We start from the raw sequence: 11655 nt of genomic DNA, 5'->3' as shown, positions 1-11655 counted from the left end.
CGTCAGGCGCGCAGCCGCAGACCGCGCGGAGTGGCCAGGAAGCCGGCTTCTTCCAAAGTGCGGCCCAGCGGGGAGGTGAGGGAGGAGGCGCCGTTGGTGCGCTCCACGGTGACCGTGCCGAGCGTCCCCGCGCGGGCGGCCGACGCGAGTGCCTCCGCCGCCGCACGGAGCGCTGGGTCGGCGGGGTCGGTGGGCCAGGCGAGAAGAGACTTGCCGCCACGCTCCATGTAGAGCGTCAGCTCGCCGTCGACGAGTACCACCAGTGCGCCTGCCTTCCGGCCCGGCTTGTGCCCCGCGCCGTCCGGTGACTCGGGCCAGGGCAGGGCAGCGCCGTACGCGTTGGCGGGGTCGGCCGCCGCGAGGACCAGGGCGCGGGAGACCGTGCCGGGGTCGGCGCGGTCGCGCGCCGTCGAGGCGGCCCTGAGCCGGTCCACGGCACCGTCCATCGCGAACTGGGCAGCGCCCAGCCCTTCGACGACGTAACCACGGCGAGCCTGTCCACTGTCCTCGAACGCGGCGAGGATTCGGTAGACCGCGGAGAATCCGCCCTCGACACCCTCGGCCTGGACCGCACCGCGCGTCACCACGCCATGGCGGTCCAGGAGGGTCCGGGCCAGGGCGTGGGCCCGGTGGGTCGGCTCCGGCTCGGCCTGGGGCAGCAGCGACCAGCGCCCCGAGACCGTGGGCGGACCCGTGCGGGAGGCGGGACGTGCCGCCGCGGTCAAGGACCCGTAACGGCCGCGCGGCACATTGCGTTTCGCCCGGTGCGCCGTGGAACCGGCCGTGCGCCCCGAACCGAGGAGCGAACGCAGCGGGGCGAGGGTGTCGTTGGTGAGCAGTCCGGCCCAGACCAGATCCCAGAGGGCGTCCGCCAGTTGTGGATCGGTGCAGTCGGGATGAGTGGTGGCACGGACCTGATCGGCGATCTGACGGAAGAAGAGGCCGTACCCCCCGGCGAGGACGGTGAGCAACGACTCGTGCAGGGCGCTCTGTTCCAGCGGCAGAGGCGGTGGGAGGAGCAGCGGAGCACTGTCGGCGAGGTAGACCGAGAGCCAGCCGTCCTTCCCGGGCAGGGCGCCCGCGCCGGCCCAGACGACCTCGCCGGTGGTCGTGAGCTCGTCGAGCATGGCGGGGGTGTAGCCCATGACGCGGCTCGGGAGGATCAGCTTCTCCAGTGCGGACGCCGGGACTGGTGCGCCCTGCAACTGCTCGATGGCGCGGGCCAGCCCGTCGATCCCGCGCAGGCTGTTGTCGCCGATGTGCTGCCACTGGGGGAGGAAGCCGGCCAGGGCGGCGGGCGGGACCGGCTCCAGCTCCTGACGCAGCGCGGCGAGCGAACGGCGGCGCAGCCGTCGCAGAACCGTGGCGTCGCACCATTCCTGTCCGATGCCGGCCGGATGGAATTCACCCTGGACGACACGACCCGACGCGGCGAGCCTCTGCAGGGCCCCGTCCGTGACGGCGGTGCCGAGACCGAAGCGATGCGCGGCCTGGGTGGTCGTGAACGGGCCGTGCGTACGGGCATAGCGGGCGAGCAGGTCGCCGAGCGGATCCTTGACCGGCTCGGTGAAGGCCTCGGGGACCCCCACGGGAAGCGCGGTGCCGAGCGCGTCGCGCAGTCGCCCGGCGTCCTCCACGGCCGCCCAGTGCGCCGACCCGCCGATGCGGACCTGGATGGCCCGCCGGGCCGTCGCCAGCTCCGGGGCCCAGGTCTGTTCCGCACCGCGCTCCGCCAGCTCGGCGTCTGTGAGCGGTCCGAGGACACGCAGCAGATCGGCGACGCCCTCCGCGTCCTTGATCTTCCTGTCGTCGGTCAGCCACTGCAGCTCCCGCTCCAGTTCACCGAGGACATCGGCGTCGAGCAGCTCGCGCAGCTCCGCCTGGCCGAGCAGCTCGGCCAGCAGGTGGGAGTCGAGCGACAGAGCGGCCGCTCGCCGCTCGGCGAGCGGCGAGTCGCCCTCGTACAGGAACTGGGCGACATAGCCGAAGAGGAGCGAGCGGGCGAACGGTGACGGTTCAGGGGTGGTCACCTCGACCAGGCGGACGCGGCGCGCTTCCAGATCCCCCATCAGTTCCGTCAGGCCCGGGACGTCGAAGACGTCCTGGAGGCATTCCCGGACGGCTTCCAGGACGATCGGGAACGAGCCGAACTCGGAGGCGACCTGGAGGAGCTGGGACGCGCGCTGGCGCTGCTGCCAGAGGGGCGTGCGCTTTCCCGGGCTGCGCCGCGGCAGCAGAAGGGCGCGCGCCGCGCACTCGCGGAACCGGGAGGCGAACAGGGCGGAGCCGCCGACCTGTTCGGTGACGGCCTGCGCGATCTCGCCCTTGTCGAAGACCACATCGGCAGCGCTCACGGGGGGCTGCTCGCTGTCGTAGCCGGCGGCAGGGAAGACAGGAGCCGAGGTGCCGCCCGCGGACGCACCGCCCGGGTCCGCCTGGACCGGATCGAAGTCGAGCAGGTCGAGGCCCATCAGATCTGCGTCGGGCAGCCGCAGCACGATGCCGTCGTCCGCGTGCATCACCTGGGCGTCCATGCCGTAACGCTCGGCGAGCCGAGCGGACAGGGCGAGCGCCCAGGGGGCGTGGACCTGCGCGCCGAACGGCGAGTGCACGACCACCCGCCAGTCGCCCAGCTCGTCCCGGAACCTCTCGACGAGGACGGTCCGGTCGTCGGGCACATGGCCACAGGCTCTGCGCTGTTCGTCGAGGTACGCCAGGATGTTGTCCGCAGCCCAGGCGTCGAGCCCCGCGGCGAGCAGCCGGAGCCTCGCGTCCTCGGCGGGCAGCCCCCCGATCTCACGGAGGAACGCTCCCAGCGCACGGCCCAGCTCCAGCGGGCGCCCCAGCTGGTCGCCCTTCCAGAACGGCAGCCGGCCCGGGACCCCGGGGGCGGGAGAGACCAGGACCCGGTCCCGGGTGATGTCCTCGATCCGCCAGGACGTGGTCCCCAGCGTGAAGACGTCCCCCACCCTGGACTCGTACACCATCTCCTCGTCCAGCTCGCCGACGCGGCCGCCGCCCTTCTTCGGGTCGGCGCCCGCCAGGAAGACGCCGAAGAGCCCGCGGTCGGGAATGGTGCCGCCCGAGGTGACGGCGAGCCGCTGGGCGCCGGGGCGGCCCGTGACCGTACCGGAGACGCGGTCCCACACCACCCGGGGGCGCAGCTCCGCGAAAGCGTCCGACGGATAGCGCCCGGCGAGCATGTCGAGCACGGCGGTGAAGGCGGACTCCGGCAGCGAGGCGAAGGGCGCGGCACGGCGGGCCAAGGCCAGCAGGTCGTCCGCCTGCCAGCTGTCGAGCGCCACCATGGCGACGATCTGCTGGGCCAGCACGTCCAGGGGGTTGGAAGGGATCCGCAGGGCCTCGATGGCACCCTCACGCATCCGCTCGGTGACGACCGCCGCCTGCACCAGGTCGCCGCGGTACTTCGGGAAGACGACACCGGTGGACACGGCGCCGACCTGGTGCCCCGCGCGGCCGACCCGCTGCAGTCCCGAGGCGACGGACGGCGGCGACTCGACCTGGATCACCAGGTCGACCGCGCCCATGTCGATGCCCAGCTCCAGACTGGAGGTGGCCACCACGGCGGGCAGCCGCCCCGCCTTGAGGTCCTCCTCGACCTGCGAGCGCTGTTCCTTGGACACCGAACCGTGGTGCGCGCGGGCGAGGAGCGCCGGGGCCCCCTTGGCGGCCCCTGACTGCGCCATGATCTCGGCGGGCGAATGGGCCTCCGGCAAGGGGGTGCCACCCGCGGCCTGTTCCTCGAACGCGGTGCCGGTCGCCCGCTCGTAGGCGATCTCGTTCAGCCGGTTGCACAGGCGTTCCGCCAGCCGCCGGGAGTTGGCGAAGACGATCGTGGAGCGGTGGGACTGGACGAGATCGGCGATCCGCTCCTCGACATGGGGCCAGATCGACGGCTTCTCGGCCTGGCCGCTCTCGCCCTCCGTGGCCGGGGACCCGCCCAGCTCGCCGAGATCCTCGACCGGCACGACGACCGAGAGGTCGAACTCCTTCGCCGACGGAGGCTGGACGATCTCCACCTTCCGCTGCGGCGACAGGAACCGCGCGACCTCGTCGACCGGGCGGACCGTCGCCGACAGCCCGATACGCCGCGCGGGCCGCGGCAGCAACTCGTCAAGACGCTCCAGCGACACGGCGAGATGAGCCCCGCGCTTGGTGCCGGCCACGGCGTGCACCTCGTCCACGATCACCGTCTCGATCCCCGCCAGCGCGTCACGGGCGGAGGAGGTGAGCATCAGGAACAGCGACTCGGGTGTGGTGATGAGGATGTCCGGAGGCCTCGTCGCCATGGAACGGCGCTCCGCCGCAGGGGTGTCCCCGGAGCGGATGCCCACCCGCACCTCCGGCTCGGGCAGGCCGAGGCGCACCGACTCCTGACGAATCCCGGTCAGCGGCGAACGCAGATTGCGCTCCACGTCGACCGCCAGAGCCTTCATCGGCGACACGTACAGCACACGGCAGCGCTTCTTGGCCTCGGCGGGCGGCGGGACGGCCGCCAGCCGGTCCAGGGAGGCGAGGAAGGCCGCGAGCGTCTTGCCCGAACCGGTCGGGGCGACGACCAGCACGTCCGACCCCTCGCCGATGGCCCGCCACGCACCCTCCTGCGCCGCCGTGGGCGCGTCGAAGGCGCCCGCGAACCATCCGCGGGTCGCGGGCGAGAACGAATCGAGTGCGGAACCGGCCATGCCCCCCATCGTGCACCCAGGGACTGACAACGGCCGGGAACGTGCCCGGCTGCCCACCTGTCCGGACTGCGGTCACCCGCCCGGACCTGCGAGAATGTCGAGTATGACGGCGGGCGCGGAACGCGAGTGGGCGAGGTACTGGCAGTACGCGGAGCTGCCCGACCTCGACCTGCTCCGCGCACGCTACGTCCGCCACACCTTCCCCCGGCACAGTCACGAGGGCTTCGTCTTCGGCACGATCACCAGCGGCGTCGAGGACGTCGGACTCCCCGGCGGCACCGTGCACGCGGGCCCCGGCACCGTGGTCATGATCAACCCCGAGGTACCGCACACCGCCCGCGCCGGAGTGCCCGAGGGATGGGTGTACGCCACGCTCTATCCCTCGGCCCAGGTGATCAACGACATCGCGGCGGACCTGACGAGCCTGCGCGGTACGGTCGGCTTCGCCGAGACCGGCGTACGGGACCCGCACGCCGCCGGGCTGATCACCGAGGTCCACCGGGCCGCCGAGGAGGGCAACGCCCTGGCGGCCGACAGCGTCCTGCGTGTCCTGGTCGCCCGCCTGCTCGACCGCCACGGCAGCGTGTTGCCGACCAGGACGCCCCACTCCGCCGGTGCCCGCGCCGCGGCACGCGCCCGGGCCGTACTGGAGGAGCGGATGGACCGGCCCCCCACCCTGGCGACGCTCGCCGCCGAGCTGGGCACCAGTCCGTTCGCCCTGCTGCGGGCCTTCAAGAAGCAGTACGGAATGCCTCCGCACACCTGGCTCACCGACGCCCGGGTGCGCCGTGCCCGGCGCATGCTCGACGCCGGAACCGCGCCCGCCGCAGCCGCCACCGCCGTCGGCTTCACCGACCAGCCCCATCTCAACCGTCACTTCACCCGGATCGTCGGGGTGCCTCCGGGCGCCTACCAGCGCGACCGTGCAAGAACGTACAAGACCGGCCCGGCCCCCTCCCCGTAGCGTTCCGGGCGTGGCAGAACAGACAGCACCCCCTCAGGGCACCGGCGTCCCCGACGCGCGGGTCACCGGCCCGGACAAGCCGGACTCCGCGGTCGTCCGGGACGCACTCGGCGTGGGCATAGCCGTGGGTCTCTCCGGCTTCGCCTTCGGAGTGACCTCGGCAGGCTCCGGACTGACCCTCCTCCAGACCTGCGCGCTGAGCCTCTTCGTCTTCACCGGCGCCTCCCAGTTCGCCCTGGTGGGAGCTCTCGCCGCCGGGGGCAACCCCTACACCGCCGCGGCCGGGGCGTTCTTCCTGGGCATCCGCAACGCGTTCTACGGACTCAGGCTCTCCCAGCTCCTCGCGCTGCCGCGCTCACTGCGCCCCCTCGCGGCCCAGTGGGTCATCGACGAGACCACGGCCGTCACCCTGCCCCAGCCCACCCGCCGTGCCGCACGCATCGGTTTCACCGTCACCGGGTTCACCCTCTACGTCCTGTGGAACCTGACCACACTGGCCGGCGCGCTCGGGGCCGAGGCGCTCGGCGACACCGGTGCCTGGGGGCTGGACGCCGCCGGTCCCGCGGTCTTCCTCGCCCTGCTCGCGCCGATGCTCCGCAGCGGCACGGAGCGCGTGACGGCCGGACTGGCGGTTCTGCTGCTCCTCGGCCTCCTGCCGGTGCTGCCGGCGGGCGCGCCCGTACTCGTGTCCGCGCTGGCGGCTCCCGTCGTCCTCTTCCTGCGGGGCCGGGGCAAGGACCCTGACGAGACGCGCCCCGAAGCCCCCACGACACCCCGGGAAGCGCGATGAACATCTGGATCGCCATCGGGCTCACCGCGGCCGGCTGCTATCTCGCGAAGCTCCTGGGACTGCTGGTGCCCGCGGGAGTGCTGGAACGCCCTCTCGTGCAGGGGCTCGCCGCGCTCCTGCCGGTGGCGCTGCTCGCGGCCCTCACCGCCCAGCAGACCTTCGGCGACGGGCAGCACCTGGTGCTGGACGCCAGAGCGGCCGGGCTCGCTGCCGCGGCCGTCGCCCTCATGCTGCGGGCCCCGTTCCTGGTCGTCGTCGGCTCCGCCGTCGTGGTCACGGCGGTGCTGCGCGCCGTGCTGTGAGAACAGTCCGGGCTGCGGGCTCCGGCCTTCGGGTCAGCTGATGTCGCGCCCGTACGCCCGCAGTGTCTGCAGCGCCTTCAGCGTCACGATCGGACGCCCTTCCAGGGCCGTCCCGGGCGCCCACTGACGCCAGTTGACCGGCCAGCCTCCGTCCGCCTGCTGCTCGGCCGCCAGATGGTCGAGGGAGCGCTCCAGCTCGGCCTCGCTGAACCAGCGACGGGCGAGGGAGCCGGGGGTCCTGGCGTAGTCGTAAGGGAAGTGGTGCTCGCCGGGGGCGTAACCGGGCGCCACGGGGTAGTCGGCGCGGTGCCTCGGATCCAGCACCACCAGCCGCTGGTCACGGACCAGCTGCCCCAGCCGTTCGGCGGCGGCCTCGGCACGGGCCCGGTCGGGGACGCCGTCCAGGAAGGCGACGGCCGCCTCGATCTCGTACGGATGGGACCGGACCAGTGAGTCGACGGCGGCCCAGCAGAAGTCGGTGGCCCTGAACAGCCAGGCGTGCCACACCTCGTTGCGGTGGAGCAGCCCCACCACCGGGCCCGTCGCCAGCAGTTCGGCGGGCGGGTCGTCCACCACGGGGACGAAGGGCGCCGCGGGGTAGCCGCGTTGCGAGGGGTGCAGCGCGGGCAGAGCGCCTTCCTTGGTCGACACGTCGGTGAGGTAGCGGCAGACCCGCTCCACACGCGGGCCACCGCAACGACCGATCGAGTCGAGGACGCTCAGCGCGTGAGCGGTGTGCAGCGGCTGGCTCACGGGCCCCCGGAGATCGGGTTCGAGCGCATGGCCGTAGCCCCCGTCGTCGTTCAGATAGGCGGCGAGCGCGGTTTCGACGGGATCCGCACCACCTTCCAGGAAGAGATGGGCGAACCGCCGCTGTTCGAGGACACGTGCGGTGAGCCAGACGAACTGCTCGGCGCGGGCGAGGGCATGTGCTCCGGTTCCAGCCATGGACAGACCGTAGAGGGGAAAGCGCCCTCCGCAGTGGGCTCCCGGCCCGGCTGCACCCGTAGAGCGGGATACTGGGGGCATGCGGTTGACGATTTTCTGGGAACGGATGGCAGAGCACTTCGGCGAGGCGTACGCGGATTCCTTCGCGCGCGACCACGTCATGTCCGAGCTCGGCGGCCGCACGGTGCACGAGGCCCTGGCCGCGGGGTGGGAGGCCAAGGACGTGTGGCGGGGCGTCTGCACGGCGGTCGGTGTACCGCCCGACAAGCGCTGACGGGCCCGGAAGGATGACGGGCGCCGAACGGGCTGACGCCGGGGCCGCCGGCCCCCGTACGGCCATCTCGGCGCCACCTGCCGGTGCCGGGCTGTCACAGCGGTGAGCGAGACTTGTCCCGTGGCACCGACAGACGAGACCGCCCAGACCCAGCCGCCCGCCTCACCACCCGTCCCGCCGGCCGCTCCACCCGGTCCGCCACCCGGCGCCGGCCCCGCACGCATGCCCGCCTGGCTGCCCCGCGCCATGGTCATGGCCCTCGCGCTCTACGGGTGTTTCCGGCTGGGCAGCTGGGCCTTCGACCAGCTCATCGGGCTGCTGACCAACATCCTGATCGCCTTCTTCCTGGCGCTGGCGATCGAACCCGCCGTCGGCCGCATGGCCGGACGTGGGATGCGGCGGGGACTCGCCACCTTCCTGGTCTTCCTCGGTGTGCTCGTCGCCGGGGTCGGTTTCGTCGTCCTGCTCGGCTCGATGCTCGCGGGGCAGATCGTCGACATGGTCGAGGAATTCCCCAAGTACCTCGACTCGGTGATCAACTGGGTCAACCAGACCTTCCGCACCGAGCTCTCCCGGGTCGAGGTGCAGGACAGCCTGCTGCACTCGGACTGGCTCCAGCGCTATGTGCAGAACAGCGCGACCGGCGTGCTCGACGTCTCCACGACGGTGCTGGGCGGGCTCTTCAGGCTGTTGACGATCTTCCTGTTCTCGTTCTACTTCGCGGCCGACGGCCCCCGGCTGCGCAGGGCGCTGTGCTCCGTGCTGCCGCCCGCCCGGCAGGCGGAGGTCCTGCGCGCATGGGAGATCGCCGTCGACAAGACGGGCGGCTACATCTACTCACGCGGGCTCATGGCACTGATCTCCGGAGGCGCCCACTACATCCTGCTGGTGGTCCTGGGCGTGCCCTACGCACCGGCGCTCGCGGTCTGGGTGGGCCTCGTCTCGCAGTTCATCCCCACGATCGGCACCTACCTCGCCGGTGCGCTGCCCATGCTGATCGCCTTCACCGTCGATCCCTGGTACGCGCTGTGGGTTCTCGGTTTCGTGGTGGTCTACCAGCAGTTCGAGAACTACGTGCTCCAGCCCAAACTGACGTCCAAGACGGTCGACATCCACCCGGCGGTCGCCTTCGGGTCGGTGGTCGCCGGCACCGCGCTCATGGGTGCCGTCGGGGCGCTGGTGGCCATCCCGGCGGTGGCGACGCTCCAGGCGTTCCTGGGCGCGTACGTGAAGCGCTACGCGGTGACGGACGACCCGAGGGTGCAGGGCGGCCACCGCTCGCGCCGGGGCGAGCCGGTGCTGTCGAGGATCCGCCGGGCGGTGCGCGACCGGACCCGGCGGTGAGGCGTGCCCGTCGTCACCGGTATCCGGTGACATCGGCCGGGAGGCCCCGGTCCTGGACCTCCACGAGGTATCTCCAGGCGTCCGGGCTGCTGCCGTCGAGATCGGTGAACCCGTAGACCCGCGCGAGTTGTCCGCTCGACAGCGACATACCGTTCCAGCGCGCCGCACCGGGGTCGCCCGCGAGGGCGGCCACGGCCCGTCCCACGTACGCCGGCGACTCGGAGATGGCGAAGTGGGGTGACCGGGCGATTGCGTCGCGCCAGTTCGCCTCCGTGACCCTGTGGGCCTGGAGCATGGCCTCGGACCGCAGCCAGCCCGGAGTGAGCGCCACGGCGGTGGCCCCGTGCGGCTCCAGCTCGTGTGCCAGCGCGAAAGCCATCCGGTTCACCGACGCCTTCGCCAGGTCGTAGAAGAAGGACACCCGGTAGTGGCCGGCGTTGTACTCGTCGGTACCGTCCGTCATCTCGACGACCAGGCCGCCCGGCGTCTCGATGAGAAGCGGAATCGCGAAGTGGCTGGTGATCGCATGGGTGTCCACGGCCAGGCGCAACGTGCGCAGACCGACGTCCAGGGTGGATTCCCACACCGGCCTGTCCCACTCGATCTCGGCGCCCCAGATGTCGTTCACGAGCACGTGCAGCGCCCCCTGCTCACTGCGGATGCGTGCCACCAGCGCGCTGACCTGTGAGGGAACGAGGTGGTCCACCTGTACGGCGACTCCGCGGCCACCCGCCTCGTCGACGAGCGCCGCGGTCTCCTCGATGGTCTCGGGCCGGTCCATCTCCGACCGCTCGGAGCCGCTCGTGCGTCCCGTCACATACACGGTGGCCCCGGCTGCTCCCAGCTGGACCGCGATTCCCCGGCCCGCGCCGCGGGTGCCTCCGGCCACCAGGGCGACTCTTCCTGCCAGGATGCGCGTGTTTGTCCCCATACGGCCTGAATTTAACAGGGCGGCTGCGGGTCTTCGGCGCGCTCGTCGCCGACCGGTGCGAGCCACTACCCTCGGCCGTGTCGGCCCGGCGTGGTGCGCTTGACACTAAAATCGAACATCCATTCTCATGGGATTCCGGCCGGGTTTTCCCGGGCCCGGCCGTGGAGTTGTCCACAGGCCGGGGGGACGTCGAGGCCCATTGTCAGTGGCAGGGGTTAGCGTCTGTGACGTGAAGCGATCGACTCAAGCAAATCGGGTGGAACCCATGGCAGGAACCGACCGCGAGAAGGCGCTGGACGCCGCACTCGCACAGATTGAACGGCAATTCGGCAAGGGCGCGGTGATGCGCCTCGGTGAGCGGCCGAACGAGCCGATCGAGGTGATCCCCACAGGGTCCACCGCGCTCGACGTCGCACTCGGCGTCGGTGGTCTGCCGCGCGGCCGCGTGGTGGAGGTGTACGGACCGGAGTCCTCCGGTAAGACGACGCTGACGCTGCACGCCGTGGCCAACGCGCAGAAGCTCGGCGGCTCGGTGGCCTTCATCGACGCGGAGCACGCTCTCGACCCCGAGTACGCGAAGAAGCTCGGCGTCGACATCGACAGCCTCATCCTCTCCCAGCCCGACAACGGTGAGCAGGCGCTCGAGATCGTGGACATGCTGGTCCGGTCCGGCGCGCTGGACCTGATCGTCATCGACTCCGTCGCGGCCCTGGTGCCCCGTGCGGAGATCGAGGGCGAGATGGGCGACTCGCACGTGGGTCTGCAGGCCCGTCTGATGAGCCAGGCGCTCCGCAAGATCACCAGTGCGCTCAACCAGTCCAAGACCACCGCGATCTTCATCAACCAGCTCCGCGAGAAGATCGGCGTGATGTTCGGCTCCCCGGAGACCACGACCGGTGGCCGGGCGCTGAAGTTCTACGCCTCGGTGCGTCTGGACATCCGCCGGATCGAGACGCTCAAGGACGGCACCGACGCAGTCGGTAACCGCACACGCGTCAAGGTCGTCAAGAACAAGGTCGCGCCGCCGTTCAAGCAGGCCGAGTTCGACATCCTCTACGGCCAGGGCATCAGCCGTGAGGGCGGCCTGATCGACATGGGCGTGGAACACGGCTTCGTCCGTAAGGCCGGTGCCTGGTACACCTACGAGGGTGACCAGCTCGGCCAGGGCAAGGAGAACTCCCGCAACTTCCTCAAGGACAATCCCGACCTCGCCAACGAGATCGAGAAGAAGATCCTCGACAAGCTCGGCGTAGGGGTCCGTGCGGAGGACGCGGCTGAGCCCGCCGCCGACGCTGCGGCTGCCGCAGGTGCTCCGGCCGACGGTGCCGCGAAGTCGGTGCCTGCTCCCGCGAGCAAGGCCAAGACCACCAAGGCCGCGGCGGCCAAGAGCTAGGCC

Annotated in this window: 9 protein-coding genes; 6 read left to right on the top strand and 3 right to left on the bottom strand. The window is 71.7% G+C overall.

Annotated elements, in window-relative coordinates:
• Positions 1-2 precede the first annotated feature (2 nt).
• Positions 3-4706: a DEAD/DEAH box helicase gene (locus ACFYQ6_RS16160; protein ID WP_388763413.1), complete on the bottom strand. Its 4704-nt coding sequence runs from the start codon at positions 4704-4706 to the stop codon at positions 3-5.
• 103 nt (positions 4707-4809) lie between these two features.
• On the opposite strand from ACFYQ6_RS16160, the gene ACFYQ6_RS16155 reads away from it, so the two are divergent.
• Genes ACFYQ6_RS16155 through ACFYQ6_RS16145 form a run of 3 tightly spaced genes read left to right on the top strand, consistent with a single transcriptional unit; the run spans position 4810 to position 6762 of the window.
• Entirely contained in the window at positions 4810-5670 is an 861-nt protein-coding gene (locus ACFYQ6_RS16155; RefSeq protein ID WP_361586341.1) for an AraC family transcriptional regulator, read from the top strand.
• A 10-nt stretch (positions 5671-5680) separates the two neighbouring features.
• A complete protein-coding gene (locus ACFYQ6_RS16150) occupies positions 5681-6460 on the top strand; it encodes an AzlC family ABC transporter permease (protein ID WP_388763411.1) in 780 nt (259 codons plus the stop codon).
• Positions 6457-6762, top strand: coding sequence for an AzlD domain-containing protein (locus tag ACFYQ6_RS16145; RefSeq protein ID WP_388763409.1), 306 nt, complete (start codon positions 6457-6459; stop codon positions 6760-6762). The genes ACFYQ6_RS16150 and ACFYQ6_RS16145 overlap by 4 nt, the downstream gene beginning before the upstream one ends.
• Before the next feature lie 33 nt (positions 6763-6795).
• On the opposite strand, the gene ACFYQ6_RS16140 is transcribed toward ACFYQ6_RS16145, so the two are convergent.
• Positions 6796-7710, bottom strand: a complete 915-nt coding sequence (locus ACFYQ6_RS16140) for a hypothetical protein (protein ID WP_361586349.1) — start codon at positions 7708-7710, stop codon at positions 6796-6798.
• 79 nt (positions 7711-7789) lie between these two features.
• Here ACFYQ6_RS16140 and ACFYQ6_RS16135 point away from each other — a divergent pair, with 79 nt between their 5' ends.
• Together ACFYQ6_RS16135 and ACFYQ6_RS16130 are read left to right on the top strand one after the other, a co-directional pair.
• Complete coding sequence (locus tag ACFYQ6_RS16135) at positions 7790-7984, top strand: DUF3046 domain-containing protein (RefSeq protein ID WP_356743012.1); 195 nt, start codon at positions 7790-7792, stop codon at positions 7982-7984.
• A 222-nt stretch (positions 7985-8206) separates the two neighbouring features.
• Entirely contained in the window at positions 8207-9328 is a 1122-nt protein-coding gene (locus ACFYQ6_RS16130) for an AI-2E family transporter (protein WP_361586367.1), read from the top strand.
• Between the two features lie 13 nt (positions 9329-9341).
• On the opposite strand, the gene ACFYQ6_RS16125 is transcribed toward ACFYQ6_RS16130, so the two are convergent.
• Positions 9342-10259, bottom strand: coding sequence for an SDR family oxidoreductase (locus ACFYQ6_RS16125; RefSeq protein WP_361586352.1), 918 nt, complete (start codon positions 10257-10259; stop codon positions 9342-9344).
• Positions 10260-10524: 265 nt separating this feature from the next.
• On the opposite strand from ACFYQ6_RS16125, the gene recA reads away from it, so the two are divergent.
• A complete protein-coding gene (recA, locus tag ACFYQ6_RS16120) occupies positions 10525-11652 on the top strand; it encodes a recombinase RecA (RefSeq protein WP_361586354.1) in 1128 nt (375 codons plus the stop codon).
• Positions 11653-11655 lie beyond the last annotated feature (3 nt).

This window comes from Streptomyces sp. NPDC005494 (assembly GCF_042872025.1).
Lineage (GTDB): Bacteria > Actinomycetota > Actinomycetes > Streptomycetales > Streptomycetaceae > Streptomyces.
This window is presented reverse-complemented; position numbering and strand designations above follow the sequence as displayed.